Annotated in this window: 24 protein-coding genes; 14 read left to right on the top strand and 10 right to left on the bottom strand. The window is 40.2% G+C overall.

Features of this window, described 5'->3' with window-relative positions:
- Positions 1–3 precede the first annotated feature (3 nt).
- Complete coding sequence (modA, locus tag CVT13_RS06860) at positions 4–702, bottom strand: molybdate ABC transporter substrate-binding protein (RefSeq protein ID WP_107812046.1); 699 nt, start codon at positions 700–702, stop codon at positions 4–6.
- Between the two features lie 125 nt (positions 703–827).
- Here modA and CVT13_RS06855 point away from each other — a divergent pair, with 125 nt between their 5' ends.
- From CVT13_RS06855 to CVT13_RS06805, 11 genes are all read left to right on the top strand, one after another.
- The gene (locus CVT13_RS06855) at positions 828–1,916 is read left to right on the top strand and encodes a nicotinate phosphoribosyltransferase (RefSeq protein WP_107812045.1); all 1,089 of its coding nucleotides are present in this window, start codon (positions 828–830) and stop codon (positions 1,914–1,916) included.
- 8 nt (positions 1,917–1,924) lie between these two features.
- A complete protein-coding gene (locus CVT13_RS06850) occupies positions 1,925–2,440 on the top strand; it encodes a chemotaxis protein (RefSeq protein ID WP_107812044.1) in 516 nt (171 codons plus the stop codon).
- Positions 2,441–2,535: 95 nt separating this feature from the next.
- A complete protein-coding gene (locus tag CVT13_RS06845) occupies positions 2,536–3,351 on the top strand; it encodes an MqnA/MqnD/SBP family protein (protein ID WP_234412001.1) in 816 nt (271 codons plus the stop codon).
- Positions 3,348–3,617, top strand: coding sequence for a flagellar biosynthesis protein FliQ (gene fliQ, locus CVT13_RS06840; RefSeq protein WP_223154231.1), 270 nt, complete (start codon positions 3,348–3,350; stop codon positions 3,615–3,617). Before CVT13_RS06845 ends, fliQ begins: the two co-directional genes overlap by 4 nt.
- Entirely contained in the window at positions 3,614–4,411 is a 798-nt protein-coding gene (locus CVT13_RS06835) for a UDP-N-acetylmuramate dehydrogenase (RefSeq protein WP_107812042.1), read from the top strand. Before fliQ ends, CVT13_RS06835 begins: the two co-directional genes overlap by 4 nt.
- A gap of 8 nt (positions 4,412–4,419) precedes the next feature.
- Positions 4,420–4,908 carry an addiction module antitoxin gene (locus CVT13_RS06830; protein ID WP_107812041.1) on the top strand — a complete coding sequence of 163 codons (489 nt, stop codon included), beginning with the start codon at positions 4,420–4,422 and terminating at the stop codon, positions 4,906–4,908.
- A 62-nt stretch (positions 4,909–4,970) separates the two neighbouring features.
- Positions 4,971–6,068 (top strand): recombinase RecA, encoded by a 1,098-nt coding sequence (gene recA, locus CVT13_RS06825; RefSeq protein ID WP_002940852.1) that lies wholly within the window; start codon positions 4,971–4,973, stop codon positions 6,066–6,068.
- Positions 6,068–7,318: a phosphopyruvate hydratase gene (gene eno / locus CVT13_RS06820; RefSeq protein WP_107812040.1), complete on the top strand. Its 1,251-nt coding sequence runs from the start codon at positions 6,068–6,070 to the stop codon at positions 7,316–7,318. Before recA ends, eno begins: the two co-directional genes overlap by 1 nt.
- Positions 7,315–7,605 carry a hypothetical protein gene (locus CVT13_RS06815; RefSeq protein ID WP_054197225.1) on the top strand — a complete coding sequence of 97 codons (291 nt, stop codon included), beginning with the start codon at positions 7,315–7,317 and terminating at the stop codon, positions 7,603–7,605. The genes eno and CVT13_RS06815 overlap by 4 nt, the downstream gene beginning before the upstream one ends.
- Before the next feature lie 5 nt (positions 7,606–7,610).
- Entirely contained in the window at positions 7,611–8,471 is an 861-nt protein-coding gene (locus tag CVT13_RS06810; protein WP_107812039.1) for an AMIN domain-containing protein, read from the top strand.
- A 76-nt stretch (positions 8,472–8,547) separates the two neighbouring features.
- Complete coding sequence (locus tag CVT13_RS06805; RefSeq protein WP_054197227.1) at positions 8,548–9,609, top strand: tyrosine-type recombinase/integrase; 1,062 nt, start codon at positions 8,548–8,550, stop codon at positions 9,607–9,609.
- Between the two features lie 221 nt (positions 9,610–9,830).
- On the opposite strand, the gene CVT13_RS06800 is transcribed toward CVT13_RS06805, so the two are convergent.
- The 7 genes from CVT13_RS06800 to CVT13_RS06770 all read right to left on the bottom strand — a co-directional run bounded on the left by CVT13_RS06800 (position 9,831) and on the right by CVT13_RS06770 (position 18,584).
- Positions 9,831–12,821, bottom strand: coding sequence for a molybdopterin-dependent oxidoreductase (locus CVT13_RS06800; protein ID WP_107812038.1), 2,991 nt, complete (start codon positions 12,819–12,821; stop codon positions 9,831–9,833).
- A gap of 13 nt (positions 12,822–12,834) precedes the next feature.
- Entirely contained in the window at positions 12,835–13,572 is a 738-nt protein-coding gene (locus tag CVT13_RS06795; RefSeq protein ID WP_107812037.1) for a 4Fe-4S dicluster domain-containing protein, read from the bottom strand.
- Positions 13,573–13,766: 194 nt separating this feature from the next.
- On the bottom strand, positions 13,767–14,900 hold the full coding sequence (locus CVT13_RS06790) for a glycerate kinase (protein ID WP_107812036.1): 1,134 nt from the start codon (positions 14,898–14,900) through the stop codon (positions 13,767–13,769).
- The gene (locus CVT13_RS06785) at positions 14,897–16,291 is read right to left on the bottom strand and encodes a GntP family permease (RefSeq protein WP_107812035.1); all 1,395 of its coding nucleotides are present in this window, start codon (positions 16,289–16,291) and stop codon (positions 14,897–14,899) included. The genes CVT13_RS06790 and CVT13_RS06785 overlap by 4 nt, the downstream gene beginning before the upstream one ends.
- A 165-nt stretch (positions 16,292–16,456) precedes the next feature.
- Positions 16,457–17,422, bottom strand: a complete 966-nt coding sequence (locus CVT13_RS06780; RefSeq protein ID WP_107812146.1) for a phospholipase A — start codon at positions 17,420–17,422, stop codon at positions 16,457–16,459.
- Complete coding sequence (locus tag CVT13_RS06775) at positions 17,415–17,990, bottom strand: molybdenum cofactor guanylyltransferase (RefSeq protein ID WP_085658651.1); 576 nt, start codon at positions 17,988–17,990, stop codon at positions 17,415–17,417. Before CVT13_RS06775 ends, CVT13_RS06780 begins: the two co-directional genes overlap by 8 nt.
- A gap of 105 nt (positions 17,991–18,095) precedes the next feature.
- A complete protein-coding gene (locus CVT13_RS06770) occupies positions 18,096–18,584 on the bottom strand; it encodes a hypothetical protein (protein ID WP_107812034.1) in 489 nt (162 codons plus the stop codon).
- 127 nt (positions 18,585–18,711) lie between these two features.
- Between CVT13_RS06770 and CVT13_RS06765 the strand changes: the two genes are divergently transcribed.
- Entirely contained in the window at positions 18,712–18,969 is a 258-nt protein-coding gene (locus CVT13_RS06765) for a SemiSWEET family transporter (RefSeq protein ID WP_021091682.1), read from the top strand.
- 305 nt (positions 18,970–19,274) lie between these two features.
- Here CVT13_RS06765 and leuC read toward each other — a convergent pair whose 3' ends face one another.
- Both leuC and CVT13_RS06755 read right to left on the bottom strand, forming a co-directional pair.
- Positions 19,275–20,540, bottom strand: a complete 1,266-nt coding sequence (gene leuC, locus CVT13_RS06760; protein ID WP_103583210.1) for a 3-isopropylmalate dehydratase large subunit — start codon at positions 20,538–20,540, stop codon at positions 19,275–19,277.
- A gap of 82 nt (positions 20,541–20,622) precedes the next feature.
- On the bottom strand, positions 20,623–22,752 hold the full coding sequence (locus CVT13_RS06755) for a TonB-dependent siderophore receptor (protein ID WP_107812033.1): 2,130 nt from the start codon (positions 22,750–22,752) through the stop codon (positions 20,623–20,625).
- A gap of 233 nt (positions 22,753–22,985) precedes the next feature.
- On the opposite strand from CVT13_RS06755, the gene CVT13_RS06750 reads away from it, so the two are divergent.
- Positions 22,986–24,308: an NFACT RNA binding domain-containing protein gene (locus tag CVT13_RS06750; protein ID WP_107812032.1), complete on the top strand. Its 1,323-nt coding sequence runs from the start codon at positions 22,986–22,988 to the stop codon at positions 24,306–24,308.
- Positions 24,309–24,311: 3 nt separating this feature from the next.
- Positions 24,312–24,656 (top strand): hypothetical protein, encoded by a 345-nt coding sequence (locus CVT13_RS06745; protein ID WP_072595345.1) that lies wholly within the window; start codon positions 24,312–24,314, stop codon positions 24,654–24,656.
- Positions 24,657–24,842 lie beyond the last annotated feature (186 nt).

Raw genomic sequence — 24,842 nt, 5'->3', positions numbered from 1 at the left:
GCCTTATCTTATGCCAAATTTAGTGTAAATTTCTTTTGATCTATCGCTTTTTAGCTCATTTAAAAATTTCTCACAATCAGCCTTTTTATCGCATCCTTCAAGCTTCGCAGCTACAATGTTTGCTGGAGCGTAAAGCGATTTGTCTATCAAGACAAAACTACCAAATTCATCTTTGTGTGCGTTTAGTTCGGTCTGATTAATAAATCCAGCATCAACTTCGCCGTTTAATATATAAGTAACGACTTGTGGCACACCAGCAACTGCTAAAATTTTATCTTTTAGCTCGCCACTTAAATTTGCTTTTTGCATAAATTCATTCGCCCTTTTGCCATAAACTGTCTTTACAGCATCTGGCATAGCGATCTTAGAAAGCGTTTTTAGCTCTTCAACTTTTTCTATTTTCACACCTTTTTTGGTAGCCAGCACCAAAGCACCTGAGCCTAAATTTACATACTCGGCGATCTTTAGATCAGACTTTTTCAAAAAGTCCTCATCGCCCACGATCACGTCAGTTTTACCCTCTTTTACCTGAGCCATGATCGCTGTGATGTTTGCAAAAGAAGTGTCAATATTTACGCCATCTTTTTTGAGATTTTGCGCGACTGCTTCGACTATCTTTTTATATCCGCCACCCGCACTTACTAGCAAATTTTCATTACCAAATGCAAAAATTGCAACCATTAAAAGTAAGAACTTTTTCATATTTTTCCTTTAAAAGTAAAATTTCAAGATTTTATAAAATATACTCTTATACATTCTTAAAATATATTTTTATAATTTTTACTTTTCTACCAAAATGCTATAATCACGATAAAAAAAGGACAGACATGAACGAACTTGAGCTAAAGATGCAAAGCAAGATAAAAAGGCTAACAGATAAGACTTTTAGGCTAGATCCAAGGATCGGCGAGGGCTACTTCACCGCAAAATATTTTCTAAAAGTAAATGAGATAATTAAGCAAAACCTGCCAGATCAGCACGTGACGATGCAGTTTTTCCAAAGGCGCGATGATATCGTGCTTTGCGGCATCGACGAAGTTTTAGTCATCATCAATAAATTTGCCAAAGACCCAAGCGAGCTTGAAATTTATGCACTTAATGATGGCGATATAATAAATGCAAATGAGCCAGTTTTAAAGATAAGCGGCAAGTATGAGAATTTTGGCTTTTTAGAAAACGTGATCGACGCGACGCTCACCAGAAGAAGCTGCGTGGCGACAAACTCAAGAGATGTGATAAGAGCGGCAAATGGCAAGGACGTTTTTAGCATGGCAGACAGGCAAGACGACATCTGCACGCAACCAGGCGACGGCTATGCATCATTTGTAGGCGGCATCAAAAAGGTCGCCACAGATGCTCAAGGCGAGCTTACTGGGCTAAAAGGTGGTGGCACCATGCCTCATGCACTCATTCAAATGTGCGGCGGGGATATAGTAAAAGCCTCAGAAATTTATGCTAAAACCTTTGAAAATGAAAAGATCACGGCATTAGTGGACTATAACAACGATGTGATCACAGATGCATTAAGGGCTGCAAATGCCTTAAAAGAGAGGCTTAGCGCGGTTAGAGTCGATACTAGTAAAAATTTGATTGATAAATATTTTGATGATAAGGATACTAGCGGGTTTGACCCACATGGCGTTTGCAAGGAGCTTATATTTGCTCTAAGAGAGGCGCTTGATAAAGCTGGCTTTAAATACGTTAAAATCGTCGTTAGCTCAGGCTTTAGCCCTAAAATTATAAAAGAATTTGAAGCTTATAACACGCCGGTTGATACTTATGGCGTTGGAAGCTATCTTGTTAAAAATGACATTTGTGGCTTTACAGGCGATCTTGTCGAGCTAAACGGCAAAAATGAGGCTAAATTTGGTAGGAAAAATTTCGCTTCAAATAGGCTAAAGAGAGTGAAATTTTAAGAGAAAAGATGAAATTTATAAAAATTTTAATGTTTCTGTCGCTTTTACTGACCGCTTGCACCGCCGCAAACTATGCTAATGCCTTTGAAAAGGTTGGCATCCTTGAAGACGGAGTTTACCGATTTAGTGAAAATGGACTCGGAGCAAACAAAGACCTGCTTGTAAAGGTGATCTCAGTGCAAAATTTGGATAGCTCACGCAAAAAGATCATCTCCATGCTAAATATCCCAAAAAAGTCTAAAATAAATGACTTTAAAACAAACGATACTGGCGTGATAGTGTGGCCATTTTATGAGTTTGAGGGCAAATTTTTAACGACAATAATCGTTGAAAATATAAAAAAAGAAGATAGCGATCAAAAGCTACTTAAGATGCTAGAGCTTAAGCATCCGTTTTACTCAACGATCCTTACTCGAAGAAAAGGTGCTAAAGACGCCATAGATGTGAAATACGTGCTAAATTTCAAAGAGGCAAAGCTGGTAAAATCGTTTCAAAAACCGCCCTTAAAACTTTATTTTAAATAAATTTCATTAAAATGGCGTAATTAAAAAAAGGATCGTCTTTGCAAAATTTCAAGAATATAAACGTCGCTCACTCGCCTGATGCTGACGATATTTTCATGTATGCCGCAGTGAAGTTTGGCTGGGTTAGCAGTAAAAATTTAGCCTTCACATCAAAGGCACTTGATATAGAAACGCTAAACGAGGAGGCGCTAAAAGGCACTTATGAGGCCACAGCGATCAGCTTTGCACTCTATCCAAAAATTTGCGACGAGTATGCGCTTTTACGCTGTGCTGTAAGCTTTGGCAATGGATATGGCCCAAAGCTTATCAAGCTAAAAGGCAAGCAGCTAAAGCGAAATTTTAAGGTCGCACTCTCTGGCAAAAACACGACAAATGCCCTGCTCTTTCGCATAGCCTACCCAGAGGCAAGGATCGTTTATAAAAATTTCTTAGAGATCGAAAATGCCGTGCTTAGCGGCGAGGTCGATGCTGGCGTGCTAATACATGAAAGTATCTTAAATTTCTCAGACCAGCTCTGTGTGGAGCGCGAAATTTGGGACATCTGGAGCGAGCTAAACGGCGAAAATTTACCGCTTCCACTTGGTGGCATGGCGCTTAGACGAAGCCTACCCATAACCGACGCGATCGAGTGCGAGAGAGTGCTTAGCGAGGCCGTTAGGATCGCTACTTCGCACAAGCCATTTTTATCTCACATGCTAATGGAGCGAAACCTCATCAGAGTTGGCAAAGAGGAGCTTAAAGCGTATCTAAATTTATATGCAAATGACGAGTCAATAAGCATGAACGAAACGCAGCTAAAAGCGCTAAATAAGCTATATCAAATAGGCTATGACAAAGGCTTTTTTGAAAAGCCAATCGACGTAAATGACTACCTAATCCCAACTGAATACAACGAAGTAAGGTTTAGCTGATGCAAAGTACGCTTGTCTCACTTGGAGTTGAAACCTTTAAGATCGCCCTTTATATCAGCCTTCCGATGCTGCTAAGCGGACTAATAGCTGGTCTTATCATCTCCATCTTTCAAGCGACCACGCAGATAAACGAAACCACGCTAAGCTTCGTGCCAAAAATTTTGCTAGTCGTCGTTGTCATCATATTTTTGATGCCTTGGATGATCTCGATGATGGTTGAATTTACCACTCGCATGCTTGATTTTATACCGGAATTTATCCAGTGACGAGGCTTGTTGATTTTTCTAAATTTACCTCAGTTAGGATAGGCGGCGTGCATGAAATTTTCGAGGTTGATAGTCTTGAAGATCTAAGCTCACCTCACTTTTTAGGCGCTGTGATGATAGGTGGGGGCAACAACCTTCTTATCTCGCCAAATCCCCCAAAAATGGCGATGCTTGGCAAGAGCTTTGACTATATAAATTTAGAAATTTGTGATGAGAAAATTTACCTTGAGATAGGTGCTGCGACAAAATCCGCTAAAATTTATAACTTCTGCAAACAAAATAACATCGCGAACCTTGAGTTTTTAAAAAATATCCCAGGCACACTTGGCGGACTTATCAAGATGAACGCTGGACTGCTTAAATTTAGCATAAGCGACAACCTCACACACGTGCGTCTGGCTCGTGGCTGGGTGCGCAAAGAGAAGATAAGCTTTAGCTACCGCCACAGCGGCATAGATGAGGCCATTTTGGGAGCTAAATTTAAGCTTTCTAGTGGCTTTGATGCAAGCATATCTGAAGCTATAAGCGCAAAAAGGGCAAATCAACCAAAAGGAGCTAGCTTTGGCAGCTGCTTTGTTAATCCTGAAGGCCACTTTGCAGGGGCAATGCTAGAGGCAGTTGGGCTAAAAGGATACGCTGTCGGTGGAGCGAAATTTAGCGAAGAGCACGCGAATTTCTTGATAAATTTTAACCACGCAAGCTTTGAAGACGCCACTAGCCTTATAAATTTGGCTAGAGCTAGAGTTTTAGAGAAATTTGGCGTAGAGCTTAAGACTGAAGTTTGCATTTTATAAGGATGATGATGAGTGAGTTTTTGAGCGAAGTTTTTACCCTTTCACTTTTGTTTATGGCTATCGGTTTTTACGCCATTTATAGGGCTAAAAAGGCACAAAGCGAGCATGAGAAAAATGTGGCTAGTTATGATAAAAACTTGCTAAATTTTGCCAAAATTTTAGGCGTAAAAGATCACATCAACCTAGTTAAATTTGATGAAATTTTGGCTGAAGCCTTAAAAGAAAAACTAATTTTTAAATTTAATAAATCTACCTCGCAAGAGGAATTTCTCTCTTTTATAAAAGATGAAAATTTCAAAACAAAACCCCAAATTTCGCAAAACAGTATCGATGAAGCTTTTTTAAACCTTTGCGCGAGCTCGCTTGTGGAGCCATTTAAGCTAGCGATACTAAAAAACGAAGATCAAATTTATGGATTTTTGTTTGAAAAAGAGCAGCTTTTTGCTCTTATTGATAGCGCTGCGCCGCTTGGCGAAAATATTATAATTTGCGAGTAAATCAAGTAAAATTCATCTCTTTTTAGATAAAATCAAGCCAAATTTCAACTATAAGGTAAAAAATGGCAAAAGAAAAAGATAGTGACAAAAAGATAGCTATCCCAGAGAGCGAAGCGGACAAGAAAAAGGCACTTGAGCTTGCGCTAAAGCAGATCGATAAAGCTTTTGGCAAAGGCACGCTTTTAAGACTTGGCGACAAAGAGGTTGAGGCTATCGAGTCGATACCGACTGGCTCGCTAGGACTTGATCTGGCTCTTGGCATAGGCGGCGTTCCAAAAGGTAGGATCATCGAGATCTACGGACCAGAGAGCTCTGGTAAGACCACGCTCACACTTCACATCATCGCTGAAGCGCAAAAAGCTGGTGGAATTTGTGCATTTGTCGATGCAGAGCACGCACTAGATGTAAAATACGCTTCAAATTTAGGCGTAAATACCGACAACCTTTATGTCTCTCAACCAGACTTTGGCGAGCAGGCACTTGAGATCGTTGAGACGCTTGCAAGAAGCGGTGCGATCGATCTTATCGTGGTTGATAGTGTAGCCGCTCTTACTCCAAAGAGCGAGATAGACGGCGATATGGGCGATCAGCATGTTGGTCTGCAAGCTAGGCTTATGAGCCAGGCGCTTAGAAAGCTAACTGGAATTTTAAGCAAGATGAAGACAACTGTCATCTTCATCAACCAAATTCGTATGAAGATCGGTATGATGGGATATGGCACGCCAGAGACCACAACTGGTGGTAATGCGCTTAAATTTTACTCATCTGTAAGGATCGATGTAAGAAAGATAGCCACACTTAAACAAAACGACGAGCCTATCGGCAACCGCACAAAAGCAAAAGTGGTTAAAAATAAGGTTGCCCCTCCATTTAAAGTGGCTGAATTTGACATTATGTTTGGCGAGGGTGTGAGCAAAGAGGGCGAGATCATCGACTATGGCGTAAAGCTCGACATCATCGACAAATCAGGCGCGTGGTTTAGCTACAAGGCCGAAAAACTGGGTCAAGGTAGAGAAAACGCCAAAGCCTACCTAAAAGAGCATCCAGAAATTTCTGACGAAATAGTAGCGGCGATAAAAGGCTCAATGGGCATAGACCATCTAATAAGCAGTGGCGCAAAAGACGAAGACGACGATACAAACGAAGCAGGAGATGAATAATGGTATTTATTGAAGATGTAGAAGCTCACGAGGTTTTAGACAGCAGAGGCAACCCAACAGTTCGTGCGACAGTTAGACTAAGCGACGGAACCGAGGCAAGCGCGATCGTACCAAGCGGCGCAAGCACAGGCAAGCGTGAGGCGCTCGAGCTTCGTGACAAAGACGAGAGATATGCTGGCAAAGGCGTTTTAAAGGCTGTTTCAAACGTAAATGAAAAGATCGCTGAGGCGATAATCGGCCTTGATGCTTACAACCAAAAAGCAGTCGATGCAGAGATGCTTGAGCTTGATGGTACTCACAACTACTCAAATTTAGGCGCAAACGCAGTCCTTGGCGTATCTATGGCGGTAGCTCGCGCAGCTGCAAAGAGCCTAAATATCCCACTCTACCGCTATCTTGGCGGTGCAAACGCCAGCATCTTGCCAGTGCCGATGTTTAACATCATAAATGGCGGCGCGCACGCAAACAACAGCGTTGATTTTCAAGAATTTATGATCATGCCATTTGGCTTTAGCACATTTAGCGAGGCACTAAGAGCTGCAACTGAAATTTATCACAAGCTAAAATCTATCCTAAACGCAGCTGGACACAGCACGGCTGTCGGCGACGAGGGCGGTTTTGCTCCAAATTTAAAAGACAATGAAGAGCCACTAAAGCTCATCTCACAAGCTGTAAAAGAGGCTGGATATGAGCTAGGCAGCCAAATAAAACTTGCCCTTGACGTCGCTTCAAGCGAGCTTTATAAAGACGGCAAATACGAGCTTGAGGGCAAGAAATTTAGCAGCGACGAGCTCATTAGCTACTACGAAAAACTTTGTGAAAAATACCCTATATTCTCTATCGAAGATGGCCTTAGCGAGGACGACTGGAGTGGCTGGGCTGAGCTTACAAAAAGGCTTGGAAACAAAGTTCAGCTAGTAGGTGACGATCTTTTTGTCACAAATGAGAAAATTTTACGCGAAGGCATCGAGAAAAAGATCGCAAATGCAATCTTAATCAAGCCAAATCAAATAGGCTCAGTCACACAAACTATGCAAACTGTCCGCCTTGCTCAAAGAAACGGATATCGCTGCATAATGAGCCATAGAAGCGGCGAGAGCGAAGATGCGTTCATCGCTGACTTTGCAGTCGCACTAAACACTGGCGAGATAAAGACAGGTGCCACTTCAAGAAGCGAGCGTAATGCAAAATACAACCGCTTGCTTGAGATCGAACTTGAGGCTGGAGAGTTTTTGGGGGATAATATTTGAGCGAAATTTTAGACGAATATGGCAACACTGATGGCATATTTCATAAAATTTTAAAATACATTAGACCAACATTACGCTACGTCATAGCCACCATTTGTGTGGCTATGTTTGCCTTTTATGTAGGCAATATGATGTTTGGCAAACGCTCACTTGATGTTATGCTAAGTCTTCAGAGTAAAAAAGATAGACTTAGCGAGGACGTGGAAATTTTAAAAAAAATGAACGCGCGCCTGCAAAAAGATTATTTTGAATTACAAGGCCTTGAGCCAGACTTTAATAAAAAGTAGGAATGATGAAAAAATTTTGGCTAGTTTTATCTATATTTGCAACAAGCGTCTTTGCTAGAGAGAACCCATTTATGCCTATTAGCGAGCTAAATACAAGCGTTATGACAACAAATATCATAGAAAAATTTGATAGATTTGATTCTCTTTCGTTTAAATTTCCAAGCGATGCGGCACTTTTACTAGATGTCACCATAAGATATAGAGCAAATGACGGCACCATAAAGGAAAAAAGACTAGCTGATATAAATAAAACTATCGATTACAGCGATGAATTTGCTTTAAATAAGGTAAAAAATCCAGAACCAGTCGTGGCAAAAAAGCTAGATGTTTCAGTCACAATGGCAAATATGCCTAGTCAAAAAGTAAGCACTCCTGTGATAATAGAAAAAAATGAAACTAAAATTTCAAATAAAGATAGAAATAAAACTTCAGATATGCCAACTCCAAATGTTGTAGTAATCGATCTTAGCACGGACAAAACAAAAGAAACTACCATAAAGCCTGAACAAAAGGTGGTCGAAATAAAGATTGAGCCTAGTGCAAAGCCAGTTGATAGTGTCAAAAATGGAAAAGATGTTAAATTTCTAGGTTTTATAAGCTTTCTAGCCAACGACAAAGAGCTAAAAATCGCTACAAAAGCTAAGAATTTAAAGCATTTTACTTATGAGAAAAATAAGATCGTGCTTGACTTTGCAAGGCCGCCAAGAAGCTTTAAAACTAAGAGCTTAAAACTTGAAAATGAACATTTTAAAAATGTGATCATAGGCTGGCACGATAGATATTTCAGAGTGGTTTTAGAGCTTGATAAGATGCATAAATATAAGCTTGAAGCCGCTGAAAATGGATATTTGCTTAAGCTTTTATAGTTGAATTTTAAAAAGATTAGATTTTATAAAATTTCAAATATAATACTTTTCAAAATAAAAATTTAAGGCTATTGGTTTGAAATATCCGCTTGATTGTAAAGATAATTTTGAAAACTCATTTATATTTTGGCTCACTCGCTACGTCAAATTTAAACTTAGCTCACTTTCAAATAAAGAGCTTAGGGATCCAAAGGCACTTGCAAGTGTAAATTTCGCTCTAAGCCGCGAGATAAAGAACATTGATCAGCTTGATGGCTTGGTAAAAAGCGCGAGAAACGCGGGGCTTACTGGTATAAATACCTACTTTAATCCACTTAAAAAAATATATGAAACGATGAAATTTTACGAGCTTAGCAGCCTAAAGCAGATCGATGAAGAGCTACTAAGCGAAATACTAGCTAGTACAACTGGCGGACTAAGCGATGCTAGTAAGAAAAATTACCGCATCTCAGTGATAAATTTCTTTGCGTTTTTAGACAAACAAAACGAAGAGGATGGCAAGGCCCATGTTTTTGATATAAATTTAAAAAACTGGGGCGGAGTGAGCGGTAACAAAGGGCAAAAGTTGCCTGAGTTTATGGGCGAAGATGAGGTCAAAAAATTTCTAGATGCGATCGAAGAAAGTGACTTTAAGCAAAACTCAAATCGCAATAAGCTCATAATAAAAACGATAATTTTTACTGGCATTCGTGTGAGCGAGGCCCTAAACTTAAAACGAAAAGACATCACTGAAGATGGCGATCTTTTTATCATTAGGATACGAGGCAAAGGCAACAAATACCGCATCGTTATGATAAAACGCCACTTAATAGAAGCTCATCTAAACGCGATTGCAATAAACTACATCAACAAAGAAGGCTATCTTTTTATCAATAAAAAAGGTACCAGACTGACGCAAGCCTACGTAAGCCGCATAGTAGAGCAGATCCTTTTTAAAGCTGGTATCAGAAAAGAGAAAAATGGTGCTCACATGCTGCGCCACACCTTTGCAACGATGCTTTACAAAAAGCAAAAGGACCTTGTTTTGGTGCAAGAAGCTCTAGGTCATGCAAGCTTAAATACCTCGCGAATTTACACACACTTTGATAGTGACAAGCTAAAACTCGCTGCAAAGGTGGCTGAGGATCTAGCAAACTAGAGCACTTAAAGCAAAAGCAAACTAGCAATACCAAATTTAACTCATGCAAAATTAAAACATTATTTAACTATGAAACCCTATAAATATATGAGGAAATTTTAGCTTGCAAGCAGCCTAAAAGCTTGCTCTGTATATAAATTTACAATCCACTAGTCAAAAGCTCTTACAAAAAGTAAAATTTGGCAAGCAAATTTTACTCTACTCACCAAATTTATATCGGCCTAGCCGATCTTTCTTATCTTTGCAGGAAGTGCTTGTCTAGCGCAAGTACCAACCAGCCAGTCATTTAGGCTAAATTCGCCATTTCTTTTTGGATCAAGAAGTCCGAGCTTGTTGTGATTGACCCCTTTTTCTAAATTTGCTATCCCAAAAGCTGGCTTTCCATCGACGATGTGCGTTCTTATACCAAACTCATCATGTCCAAATCCATGCTCGATACTAATAACTCCGCTAGCAACGCCGTCAGTAACAAACGCCTCGCCAACTTGCGCACCATAAGGAGTAGTCACTTTGACCTTATCGCCTGAGCGAATGCGCTGCTCGCTAGCTACATCTGGCGCTATCCTTATGAAATTCTTAGGATGAACAGCTCTTAGCCTTGGGCTAACAAAGGTGTAGAAATGTTGGATATTTGACTTTCTTGAGCTCACTGTGTATTTCCACTCAGAGCGTGGGAAAAATTTCTCAAGCGGCGTGCCGTCACTTGCTACTGGCAGCATTAGACTTGGCACTCCTGGCATAAATTCGCCTGTTATTGAGTGTCTGTGTCCGCCAAGTGGCTCATAGTAGATCGAAGCTGGTGTAGGCGCTGGTACTTTTATGGTTGCTTTATCACCCTTGTAAGCACTCTCGTAGCTGTCATATCTGCCGCCTTTTGCTAGCACGTGCGCCACTTTTGGCTTCTCTTCGTCTTTTAGATAAGGATCAAGTTTTGTCATCACTCTTGATATCTTACTAAGCTTTTTGTCCTCGTCGCTTATATCTTTCACACCCTCGCCATCAAAGGCTAAATTTGCTAGTGCAGCCGCGTAATACTGCTCTTTTACGTCAAGGTCCATGAAATTTCCGTCTTTGTCTTTAAAGGCATTTTTGCCAAAGCCTTTTAGTCCAAGCCTCTTTGCCACGGCTATATAAAATGCCTCAACATCAATCGCACCGCCGTTTTTATCCTTTGCCTGCTTTGAGCTAACGGCTGGATAGCGCACTACTGAAGTTTTAGCGATCGTTCCCCAAAGAGAGTTTGGAAGTGCCCAGTTTTCTAAATTTACTCCGTCTGGTACGATGTAGTCAGCATAGGCGTTTGTTTCATTCATAAAGGCGTCTATGCCCACAAAAAGTGGTAAATTTTTACTATCTTTTAGTACGTCTAAAACCGCTCTTTCAAGTCCTGCTTGGCCGTAAAGTACGTTTGTCATGTAGTTTATGAAAACTTTTACTTTGTATGGATAGCCAGCCTTGTGGCTTGTAAGCGTTTCGTTTACAAGTGGCATAGAGATAGGATACCATGGCTGAGTTGATGGATAGCCGCTGCCGCCAGCTGCTACTTTGCGCTTATACTCAGAGCTTGTTTCGTAGTATTTGCCTGATCTTGATAAATTTAGACCATTTGGCTTATAAGCGCCCTCAAAGCTCTCAAGGTCATATCTGCCTTTTAAAAACTCGTGTGTACCAGCACTTGCATTAACATTGCCGCCTTTATAGCCATAAGTGCCCATGAGTGTGTTTAGACAAAGGATCGCAAAAGTAGTCATACCAGCTTGTGTATGCATCATACCGCCATGTACGTTTGTGCTCACCTGTCTACCGTTTTTAGTGAAATTTTCACAAAGCCAGATGATATCTTCAACACTCACACCGCAAATTTTTGAGTACTCCTCAAGACTATGCTTGTAAGCTGACTCTTTTAAAAGCTGCATTGAGCTTTTTACCTCGACCTTTTTGCCGTCTATTAAAATTTTACCTTTGTAGTAGAGCTTGGCTGGCTCATTTACCTTGTAGCTTTGTATCTTGCCATCTTGCGAGCAGACCTGCCATTCATTGTTGATAAGTGCAAATTTGCCATAGTCTTTGTGGTCTTTTTCGGTAATGACTAGATGCGTGGCATTACACCAGTGTATCTCGCCTGCTAGCTTTGCCTGGTCTAAATTTGGCTGGATAAGGTAGTTTGTAGCGTATTTTTCATTTTCTATGATCCAGCGTATCATCGCCATAGCTAGAGCTGAGTCGGTGCCTGGCTTTATCGCTATCCAGCGGCCTTTATCTGAAGAGGCGTATTTTACAGCGTTTGTAACGCTTGGGTCGACCACTGCGTAGCTAAAGTCATCTCTAGTGCCTCTTGCATAAGAGAGCATTTTTGCCTGTTTTTGGAAAGGGTTGCCACCATTTGAGGGCGAAGTGCCCCAGTAGATAACAAATTTAGAGTTTTCATAGTCTGGTTTTGTATGTGCAAAGCCCTTTGCGTTGTGCGCGATCTTGCCGCCGACCCTAAAGCCACCACCACAAATTCCGCCGTGCGAGTAGTGATTTACAGTGCCAAATGACTTTTTGACAAAGCGATCAACGATGTCAGAGCGCCCGTCATATAGATAAAAACTTAAAAATTGATTGCGTTTGGTACCGTACTCTGGATTTTCGCTATCGATTAGCTCGTCGCTATATATCGCTCTTAGCCCATCAACATGCCCCTCACCAAAGAGATCTCCGCCCTCCACTACCTCTTCTACTAGCTGCTCAAAGCTTATGCTCTTCCACTTTCCCTCACCCCTTTTACCAACTCTTTTTAGCGGAGTTAATATCCTTGCAGGCGAGTCTATCATCTCAGGCAATATCGCTCCTCTAGCGCAAACTGTGGCTCGCTTTTCGTCTTCGCCACTTAGTGTTGTGGCAAGAAGTGCGTCATTTATCGATGTGTCAAAATTTGCCCAGTGTACGTTTGAAAGTGGGTGGTATGGGTTGCCGCTGCATCTTAAAACTCGGTCGTTTTTGTCATCCACATGAAGCCTTATGCCACACTTCGTCGTACAGCCATGACACATCGAAAAGATAACACTATGTCCGTCGTTAAGTGAAATTTTGCCATCTTTTACGCTAAATTCAGGCTCTAGCGAGTTTGACTGCGGTTTATAATCGTCCTTATCTTCATCTGCCAGCATAGCACTCGTGGTTAGTGTTGAGAGCACGGCTGATCTTTTTAAAAATTCTCTTCTTTGCATTATTTATTTCCTTTTACTGTGCTATCTCTTCGCTCCAGCTGATAACCTTTTTATATCCATTATCAAGCTCGAGTTTCTTATCGTTTTTAGCCAAAATTTCGCTAACGCCGTGGTAGAACACCTGTGGATTTGTATTTTTAGGGCTATCTATAACCATAGTCTCATGTGTGGCTAGAAATTTTCTAATATTTGAGTTAGGATCATTAAGATCGCCTATTATACGGCTACCGCCCACACAGCTCTCTACACATGCTGGCTGAAGCCCTGCTCTTAGTCTGTGGTCACAAAAAGTACATTTATCGGCCTTGTAGGTATGCAGGCTAAGATATCTTGCGTGATATGGACAGGCCTCTACGCAAAGCGCACAGCCTATACACTCTTTTGTATCAATCTTTACTATGCCATTACTTCTTTGATGGCTAGCACCAGTTGGACAAACGCTAATACAGGCTGGATTGTTGCAGTGGTTGCAAAGCCTTGGAAGTGACGCAATGACTGCCATTTTACCGCTTTTATCTCTTGCCTCGTACTCGGAAACAATGGTTCTAAAAGCGCCTGGCTGAACGTCGTTTTCTAACATACAGCTCATAGTACATGACTGACATCCAACACATCTTGTTAGATCTATCGCCATGCCGTAGCGAACACCACTACTACTAAAGTCCTTTGATGCAGCCTTTAGTGCGGTCGTAGCAAAAAATAATCCTGCAGCTGCAATGAAGCTGCGACGAGAATTTAAGGTCTGTTGCATAAAAAATTCTCCTTTCTTTTTATAATTTTTTCTTATTTTAACATAGTAAATATTTTTTCTAAAGTTTATTTTATATTTTTGCAAAATGTATTAAATTTTGAGAATTTTTGTAGCACTTAAAAGATAGAATTTGGATAGTAAAATTTAGAAAGAAGTGGGAAAAAGATAGAAAATAAACTTCTATCTTCTTAAATTTATGCTTTGTAGTTTAGCATATAAAGGCGAATGACTTGCTCCGCTGTCATCTTTAAATTTCTAATTGCGACATCTTTTCTCATCGCTTCTTCAAGACTCACTGGCTCATTTAATATACAAAAATAGGCATCGATTCCATTTTTATGGCAATCTTTGGCACATTTTTGCACACTTCCAGCAAATGCGATCACTGGCTTATGATATTTTTTGGCTAGTTTTGCAACACCAGTTGGTGTCTTGCCCATTGAGCTTTGAAAGTCCATACGGCCTTCACCAGTGATGACTAGATCAGCCTTTTTGATCTCATCTTCAAGTGCAATAGTCTGCGTAATGATCTCAATACCTGGGCGAAGTTTCGCTCCTAAAAATGCCACGAATGCAAAGCCAAGTCCGCCAGCGGCACCAGCACCTTTTTGTGTGTGAAATTTGCTATTAGTCTTTTCCTTTACAAGAGTTGCAAAGTGTTTTAGCCCATCATCAAGCTCTTTTACCATACGGCCATTTGCACCCTTTTGAGGGGCATAAACATGGGCTGCTCCATTCATGCCATAAAGCGGATTATCTACATCGCAGGCGATTAAAAACTCGCACTCCTTTAGCTCTTTTAAAGCATCTTCATCTGTAAATTCACAAATTTTGGCTAAATTCTCGCCTTTTCCTTCAAGTAAAGCACCATCTTTATCATAAAATTTAAAGCCAAGTGCGCTAAGCATGCCTGTACCAGCGTCATTTGTCGCACTTCCACCGATGCCAATGATAAATTTTCTAGCACCTTTAGCAATGGCATCTTTTATCATCTGACCAAAACCAAATGTGCTAGTTTTTAGTGGATTTCTCTCATCTGGATTTATGAGTGTAAGGCCAGAAGAACTTGACATTTCAAGTATTGCAAGGTCATCTTTTAGTGCATATCTAGCTAAAATTTCAATTCCAAGTGGATTTTTTACTATCGTATCTATAAATTTCGCACCAAGCGCATCAGCCATCGCCTCTACACTACCTTCGCCACCATCTGCTATAGGTTTGACAACGACCTCACAGCCAATCTCTTCTAGTCCTTCTTTTACAGCAAGGCCCGCTTCAAGCGAGCTAAGCGAGCCTTTTAACGAATCAATCGCAACTAAAATTCTCATAAAAGCACCAAAGATAAAATATAAACGCTAATTATGCCAACGATACCCATTATAAACGTCATAGCCGTTTGTGTGCGATATCCTTGTTCTGCACTCATCTTACTAAAATTTGTCACAACCCAGAAGTAGCTGTCATTTGCATGAGATACACACATCGCACCAGATGCTATTGCCATGACACAAAGTGCAGCTGAAAGCTCGGTCGTAAAGCCAAGTGTGTGCATTAGCGAGTTATCAGCGCTAAATGCGCCCATGATAGATGCTGTCGTGATGATAGCCACGGTCGAGCTTCCTTGAGCGGTTTTTAGTACGGCTGAGATGATGAATGGGAAGAAAATTCCTATCGCTTTTATAGCGGTTGCGTTTTCTTTTATGAAATTTACAAAGCCAGCCTCAGTGATGACATTACCCAAAACACCGCCAGCTGCTGTGATAAAGAGTATCGGTCCAGCAATCTTTAAAGACTCGTTCGTGATATGGTCAAATTCTCTTATCTTTCTGGCTTCAACTAATAAAAATACGCAAAAGATCACGCCGATTGCAAGAGCAATGATAGGGTTTCCTAAAAATAAAAGTATCTTTGGCAAGAGAGCCGTTTTATCAAACATGCCTTGTTTTGCTAAAACATCGACAATAGAGCCAATCGCCATAAAAATGATAGGCATGATGATAGGAGCAAGGCTCAAAAATCCGCTAGGTAGCGTGCCAAATTTCTTTAAAAGATCTTCATAGCTAGCTGTGATAGTAGCGTCAGCGTCTTTGTCGCTGATGGTCACGCTTTTGCCAACACTCTTTGAAAAGAAATAAACAGCTATCAAAACAGGCACTGAAACGACTGTTCCCATAATGATGACAAGGAGCAGATTTCCGCCAAGACCAAGTGTTCCTGCAGCTGCTATTGGACCAGGAGTTGGCGGGATAAAGACGTGAGATGTGTATAGGCCGCCACTAAGTGCGACTGACATCGCGACTGGGCTTGCTGAAATTTTCTTATAAAGTGCCTCGCGAATAGAGTTTAAAACGACAAATCCGCTATCACAAAATACCGGAATGCCAACAACCCAGCCCATGATGAGCATAGCAAGCTCTGGACGCTTTTGTCCGACTAGTTTTACAACCATATCAGCTAGCTTTAGTGCAGCTCCCGTTTTTTCAAGCACGGTGCCGATGATCGTTCCAAAGATAATAACGATACCGATACTCTTAAATGTGCCACTAAATCCAACGCCTATCATAGCTGGGATCTTGGATAGATCGATACCCGCGACGATCGCAAGAACCAAAGATATACTCATAAGTGCCAAAAATGGATGCACTTTTAGCTTAGAGATCATAACGATCATAAGTATGATGGCTACAATAAAACAGACAATTAGTGAGATTCCGCTCATAAAAACTCCTTTGCTCTGAGATTTTGCTTAAGATTTTAGCAAAATTTGCTTGTATTTTTTCTAATATTTTTAAGTTTTTTGATTAATTAAATTTTTTGACATATTTGAGTAAATTTATGACTATTTGCCTAAATTTAGCCATTTTATAAGCTTAAAATTTTTAGCTTATTTTAAAATAACAAAACCAAGACCAAATTTATCGGTATGCCTATTATAATCAATCAAACTCTCGCCATATCCCGTAAAATACTGCAAATAGCCATAAACTCCTGTTGAGAAGATAGGAAACATATATGAAATTTCAGCAGCGCCCTTATTTGTTTTATCAAAATGTAAGTTATTTCTTAGCATTAGGCTAAAAATGTGATCATTAAGGTTGTAGCTAAGCCTTACATCGCCATGTCCGATGTATTTTAATATATCTTTATTATCACCCTTATTGCCCACTACCATCCAAGCTCTTGGCGAAATACTAAGCTTGTCAAAAACAAAATCACTTTGCAAATAAGCTCTATTCCAGCTTCTTGAATTGCTACCATCTCGTCCATTTGACTCATGCAAAAGTCCAAATTTTAGGTTTTTTACACCTATTTGCTCCAAATATTTTGGCGAAGCAAAATTTAGAAAAATTTCTGGCTGATAGTTTGTCTCACGAAACGGCGCTGAAGTTCTTGTTATCTGCCACCAAGATGTCTGCGTATAGGCTACCACAAGGCTCTCTCTAAATCCAAACAGGTCATAAAATAACGGCTTTGCAAGGCTTATTTGAAACTTAGTTTCAACGCTTTTTCGCTCATCGTTTGGCATATTTTTGGCATAAGTTACTGGCAAAAGGTAGTTAAATTTATAAAGCTCGATACCAAGTGCATTTTGTAAATTTTTACCACTTTTATCTTCTCTTAAAAGATCAGCTTGCTTTAGCTTCGCCTCTCTTGGCGCTGGCTCACTCTCTTGCACATTTTGTATCACGCTTTGCTCGTTTAAAGAGCTTTTGGCTAGCTCTTTATAAATTTGCATCGCAGCCTTTATGTCGCCACTTTGTTCCAGCTCTTGTGCTCTTTTAAAATCGTCCAGCCCACTTGCCATCAAAAAACTAAGGCTAAGGCTTAAAAACAATAAAATTTTACTCATCATCTATCTTCTTTTCTTGGATTTTCTTTGCCATTTCGTATTCGTCAGGGAAATTAACGTTAAAAAACTGCTCACTATCTTTAAAATTTACGACTTTGCATTTACAGCTTTTTCTCAAAAGTCCGATTTTATGCTCATTTTTTAAATAAAACTCATGAGCCAAAGTGGCAAGCCTTGGGCTAAAAAAACCACAAAGCGAGTGAATGTGCTCATTATCACTGGCCACGACCATATCAAATTCATCTTTAAATTTGGCAAGCTCCTCTAAGCTTTTAAGATCAAAAAATGGCATGTCAGCTGGTATCACAAAAATGCTATGATCAAAATTTTTAAGAATAGAGTAAAGTGCGAGCATTGGCGAATAGTTATTGCTATTTTCATCTTTTATAAGCTTTAGTGGCGGGCTAAATTTCTCAAATTTTGAGCTTACATAAACTTCGTCAAAAACTTTGCTAAATTTCGCAACCTCATAATGAGTAAGCGTCTTAAAACCACCAAATGGCAAAAGTGTCTTATCTTGCCCCATACGCGAGCTTTTGCCACCTGCTAAAATCACGCAAGTTTGCATCTTTTCCCTTAAGAAAGTTATGAGGCTAAATTTAGCTAAAAGCGGCTTTGATCTACCAAAAATATACGATAAAAACTTATTTTTGTTTATGCTACTTGTGAAATTTTAAGCCTGCTTTGCCCTTTTCATTGTTAAAAATTCCTCGTAGCGATGATCTATGATAGCTTTGATCAAGGCATAGTTTTCTTGTGAGTTTTCTATATAAAAATAGGCGTTATCAAAGTATTTTTTACCAAATTTTTTCGAAACAAAATCCGTATAATCCTGCAAATACCAACCATACATTTTGGCAAATTTTGTCCGATCAGTCGTATAGTAAGCTTTTGCAAAGACTTTACCAGCAGTATTTAGCTCCGCACTTCCGAGTACGCCGTCCATAGCGTCAAAAAGATACTGACGATAGTTAAAATTTTCGTCCATCTGTGCTATATCGTCCGCAAAATCTGCCGCAAATTCCTTTGAGTAAAATTTGTGTTCCATGCACCAGCGAAAGAAAAATGCAATGTGTGTCGCACCGTTTTCATGCGGTATATCAGTCGGCGCATCTTTCGCACCCCAATGCCATTTTGCTTTGTCATATACTATATCTGGCATTTTTATCCTTTTAAAATGCTCAATTTTACTAAAACCATCTTAATCGCAGTAAAAATCATGGCTATTTTATCCATTTGCTTGCTACAATTAAAAAAGATATAATGGCGCTTTTATTTAAGGAAAAGCAATGAGCGAAAAAAATCTACAAATTTTAGGCTGGATCGGCACATGCCTATCAGTTGTTATGTACTTTTCATACATCCCACAAATAATGGGCAACCTTGACGGCAACAAGACACCTTTTATACAGCCACTGGCAGCCGCACTAAACTGCACAATCTGGACAAGTTACGGTCTATTAAAAGCTAAAAAAGACTATCCACTTTCTGCTGCAAACTTCCCAGGCATAATCTTTGGTCTTTTGGCAACTATAACAGCGTTTTAATACGCTAATAAAGCCGGTAAATTTGCAAAAATAGCGGGATTTACCGGTTAAATTAATCCATACAAATACTTTAAATTTTTTGATATTTCACAAAGAATTAACTCAATTTTGTCAATTAGAAGAATAAAAGCTTTTTTAGAAGAGATACTTTTAAATTTTATTTGATTATGTAAAAACAAGCCTAGAGCGGTAAGATTTTAAGATAGATTTGGATGTTGTGACGAAATTTTCACACAAGATAAAACATCTAGTTTATCGAAGTATGAAAATTCCTAACTCATTCAAAGATACTTAAAAGCTAACGCCTATAAGTCCCTTGGATCGGCGATCTTTCCAGCTATCGCCGAAGCCGCCACAACTGCTGAGTTAGCTAGATAAATTTCACTCGTTCTATCGCCCATACGTCCGACAAAATTTCTATTTGTCGTCGAGATGCAGCGTTCATTTGCGCCTAAAATTCCCATATATCCGCCAAGACAAGCGCCACATGTTGGATTGCTCACGACCGCTCCTGCTTCGATGAAAATGTCGATTAAGCCCTCTTTTTCGGCAGCTCTTGCGATCTTTTGCGTCGCTGGAGTGATGATGAGCCTTGTCTTGCGAGCTACTTTTTTGCCTTTTAGGATTTGTGCTGCGATGCGAAGGTCGCTTAGACGACCATTTGTGCATGAACCGATAAATGCCTGATCAATAGCCAGATCGTCGCGAACCGCTTGTCTTACGCTCTTGCCGTTGCTTGGCAAAAATGGATATGCGATGACTGGATCAAGATTGGTCACATCGATCTCTAAAATTTTGTCGTATTTTGCGCCCTCGTCTGAGTAGAAAAATTTTGGTTTATCACGTAAATTTTTATCTTTTAAAAACTCTTTTGTGATCTCATCAACCGCGATGATACCACTCTTTGCGCCCGCTTCGATCGCCATATTACACATTGAAAATCTATCATCCATGCTAAGGCCCTCTATCACCTCACCACTAAACTCAAGTGCCTTATAAAGTGCGCCATCAACGCCTATTTGACGGATGATCTCAAGGATAAGATCCTTACCATAGACGTGTTTATCAAGCTTGCCTTTAAAGATGACCTTGATACTCTCAGGCACTTTAAACCAGTTTTTGCCAGTGATCATCGCATAAGCTAGGTCGGTGCTGCCCATGCCAGTACTAAACGCTCCAAGAGCGCCGTGCGTACAGGTGTGACTGTCTGCGCCGATGATGACGTCGCCTGGGATGACTAGCCCTTTTTCAGGCAAAAGCGCGTGCTCGATGCCCATATCTTTTTCATCAAAATAGTTTTTAAGGTCGTGTTTGTAGGCAAATTCGCGTGAAATTTTGGCTTGGTTGGCGCTTAAGATATCTTTTGTCGGGATGTAGTGATCCATCACGATAGCAAAGCCGTCTGGGTTAGCTAGCTTTTTAGCGCCGCTTCGCTCAAACTGCTTGATCGAAATAGGTGTCGTGATGTCGTTGCCTATGATCATATCGATCTTACTTTCGATGATCTCTCCAGCACTTACCTCTTTGCCAACATGATCTGAAAATATTTTTTCGGTGATAGTTTGTTTCATAAATTTCCTTTAAATTTTAGACGATTTTAACAAAAGTAGCTAAATTTAAAGGAAATTTACTAAGCCAAAAGGCCTAGTAAATTTAGAATTTAACGCTAGCGGTCAGCATAAACTGGCGAGCATAGCCTGGTTGTATCGGTATGATATTAGCATCCGTACCAGTCGATGATGAGGTGTAGTATAGTTTATCGGTTAAGTTTTTGATGTTAAAGGCAAAATTCGTCTCGTAGCCCGCGATCTTGGTATCGTAGCTGATGAAAGCATCGTAGACAACCGCACTATCCATCTTGAATGCCGTTCCTGCTGGTACTGCAGATAAATTTGTCCTCATATAGTATGTATACCACGAGCCAAAATATCTAGCTCCACCGCCGATCCTTAGACCTTTTACGCCTAGGTGGCTAAAGTCGTAGTTGGCAAAGAGGCTGGCTTGGTGCTTTGGCGTAGCTTCTAGCGGTTTGCCCACTAGCACGGCAAACGCTCCGCTATCCTTTCGCACCTCTGTTTTAGTGTATGCGTAGCTAGCGCCCACGCTTAGCCCTTGCGTCACGCGGCCGTTAAAGTCAAACTCAAATCCTCTAGAGCGTGCCTCGCCCACTGGCGTACTCACGCCACTTGCGGTACGCATGATGTTTTTCTTATTGATATTAAAAACCGCCGCACTAGCCGTTATGCTATCGTTTTGAAATTTAGTTCCAAACTCTATACTTTTGCCCTCTTCAGGCTTTATATCGCCGATATCGCCCTTCATAGCCATTTGTGGGTTGAAACTTTGCGCGTAGTTGGCGTAAACGGACCACTGAGGCGTTAGTAGATATAAAAGCCCAGTTTGCCACGTAAATTTGCCATCTTTTTGGTCGGTGGAGTTTGGGCCGCTAACCGTTGCGCGCGCGATTTGGTCGTAGTATTCATACCTAGTTCCTAAAGAGTAGATCAAATTTTCGGTCAAATTTATACTATCTTGCGCGTAAAATCCGATCGTTCTCAGCTTTTGATACTGAATGCCGGAGGCTCGGTCGGACGGATAGGCGACCGTGCCGTAGACTGGACTGTAGATATTTATTGGGAAATTTTTGTGCGTCGTGCCTGAGCTGTAGCTGTTTAGCGCGCCGGGTCTATAGCGGTAGTACTCCTTTGCGTCGATGCCAAAGAGTAAGTTATGCTCTATCTCGCCAGTTTTAACGTAGCCGTTTAAATTTAATGATCCAGCATGCGTGCGGTGGATAAATCCGTCATACGCCTCGTTTCGCCTAGTCGCCATACCATTGTTTAAATCTACCTTCATTAGCCTGATATGGCCGTACTCGTGCTTTGAGCGAGAAAATGCATAAGCGCCCTTTAATAGCCAGTTTTCTCCGAGATTTTTCTCAAAATTTACATCTAGCGTGTCAAGCTTTGTTTTTAATTTATTAAATGGCTCGTCAAGGCGTCTTTTCTTGTCTATCGGCAGTAGTTTTCCAGTGCTTGGAATGAGATACATGCCTCGGTCAATCGGATCGGTCGAGCGTGTATGCGCATAGGCCAAATTTATGCGGTAGTCATCGCCTTTATACGAAAGCGATGGCGCAAAGAGAACGTTTTTATATTCGCCAAACTCTCTCCAGTAGTCCTTTTGCATAGTATCAAATATAAATCTATATGCAAACCCGCTCTCCGCAATAGGTCCTGTGGTGTCAAAGCCTGTATTCCAGTAGTTGCGGTTGCCGATACCAGCCCAAATTTCGTTTGCAAAGTCGTATTTTGGCTTTTTAGTGACCATATTTATGATGCCGCCTGGCTCTTGCGCGCCGTAGAGCAAGCTAGCCGGGCCTTTTAGCACCTCGACGCTTTCTACGGTTTTGTTAAAGCTATGCATGACGCTAGCGGGTACGCCGTTTCGCATGATCGAGCCGTCGCGTCCGCCGCCAAATCCCCTTTTTATGATCGAGTCAAAGATGCCACCCGTGGTGTTTCCGTAGCTAACGCCGCTCACGTTTTGAAGGCTCTCAGCTAGAGTCTCTGGCTTTTTATCCTTTAGCTGTTGTTGCGTTACGACGTTTACTGTCTGTGGTATCTCAAGAATTGGCGTATTTGTCTTGCCCACCTCACTCGTTGTGGCTCTGTAACCATCGTCTGCGCTATCTTCTACACTGATCCCATCCAAGCTTACATCAGTAGCATTTAAAGCAGAAATAGCAAAACAAAGCACCGCACTAATGCGAAATTTATTCATTAATCATCCCTTAAAGAAAATTTAATATTATAAAAATAGTTATCATTATATAAAAATATATTTTAAATTCTTATGAAAAAAATTTACGAAAAATTTATATTTTAGTAACATTGCAAATAAAACATTTGGAAAAATTAAACATGGATCAGAAAACAGATTTTTACTATTCTTTCATAGCTAGCGATAAAGCTTTTATTAAAACATTTTTGCAACATTTCTGATATAATCCCCACATGAAGTACGCACATTTAGTTCAAATAGCAAGTTATTTATCAAATTTTACAAAGATAAACCAAGCAAAACGCATTAATGATATGGCTATTTTGATCGAATTTAATGGCGAGAAGATCATCTTTGATCTAAACAAATCAAACTCTGCTATCTACAAAGATGGCGAGCTAAAAGAAGCAAAAATTTATCAAGCGCCTTTTGATAATGTGCTAAAAAAGCGCTTTAACGCCTCGCATATAAAAAGCGTTGAGTGCTTAAAAGATAATAGAATTTTAAAATTTATCTGCACGCAAAGTGGCTCATATAAAAGTGAAAATTTTATCCTCTATCTTGAATTTACTGGGCGCTTTACAAATGCTGTGATAACTGATGAAAATAACGTAATCATCGAAGCGTTAAGACACATCGATAATAGCTACCGCAAAATAGAAACCGGCGAAGTTTTAAAGCAGCTTCCAGCCATCGCTATCAAAGAAAAACCGTGCGAGCCCATAACTGACTTTGAGGCGTTTTTTAGAAGTGAAGCGGCCAGAGTAAATGAGTCCAGGATAGCTGGCTTAAAAGAGGCGAAGCTTGCAAGCGTACAAAAAAAGATAGATAGCATGAGCGAAATTTTAAACTCACTTGAAGACAAAGATGAGCTAATGAGAAAGAGTGAAGAAGCTGCAAATTTAGGATCGCTTTTGCTTGCAAATCTGGGAAATTTTAAGGGCTACGAGAGGGAAATTTGTCTGAAGGATTTTGATGGCAATGAGATAAAACTAACTCTTAGCGATACACCAAAAAATAGTGCAAATGAGTTTTACGCAAGATCAAAAAAATTTCGTGCAAAAGCCATTGGTGTAGATATAGAAAAAAGAAATTTAAAAGAAAAAATCGAGTTTTTTGAAGGATTAAAGTCTCTTTTAAAAGAAGCGACCAGTCTTTATGAGCTTGAAATTTTAAGCCCAAAAAACAAGGCAAAACAAAGAGAACGCCACGTAAAAGATGTGAGTGAAAATGCTGAAATTTTTTACGTTAGAGAATTTAAAATACTAGTTGGTAGAAACGAAAAAGGCAATATAAATTTGCTTGATCTTGCCAAAAAAGACGATATATGGTTACATCTAAAGGATAACCCAAGCGCCCATGTCATCATCAAGACAAACAAGAGTAGGGTGCCTGAAGATGTGCTAGAAATGGCAGCTAAATTCTGCGTAGAATTTAGTGTAAAGGGAGCTGGCAGATACGAGGTAGACTACACTAAGCGTGAAAATTTAAAACGTGAAAATGGCGCAAATGTCACTTATACGAACTATAAAACTATCATCATAAATAAAGGCTAAAAAATGGCTGTAACACCTTTAGGAAATAGTAACTTTATAAATCAAAATGCCCCAGTAGTATCGCAAGTGCATGCAAATCAACAAGCTAGATTTGATATGCAGTCTTTAATGGCAGCTGAGCTTGCCTCGCAACAAAGTGAAGAAATCAAAGAGGTACGTCCGATGGAAGAGTCTTATAAAATAGACCCTGAAAAGGAGCATGAGCGCCAAAAAAATGAAGAAGAAGCAAGTGAGTTTGAGAGCGAAAAACAAAATTCAAGAGATAGTGACGAGGAAGATTTGGACGATATAGCAGATAATGAGGAAATAGTGCCTAGCGAACATCATATGCTTGACATAACTATTTGATGCCTAAACACCCCAGCTACACAAACACCACGTCTCAAGTCAGTGATACTCCCCAACACCTAACCCTCCTTCAAATTTTTAACGCAGTAAATGATAAAGAAAAACTTTTCAAGATCCACTCTGACTCACCCAAAGCCTGCCCACTTGGTGGCAAGATCGAAACTCTCTTAACCACCCACTTCCTAA

This window comes from Campylobacter concisus, assembly GCF_003049085.1.
Taxonomy (GTDB): domain Bacteria; phylum Campylobacterota; class Campylobacteria; order Campylobacterales; family Campylobacteraceae; genus Campylobacter_A; species Campylobacter_A concisus_H.
This window is presented reverse-complemented; position numbering and strand designations above follow the sequence as displayed.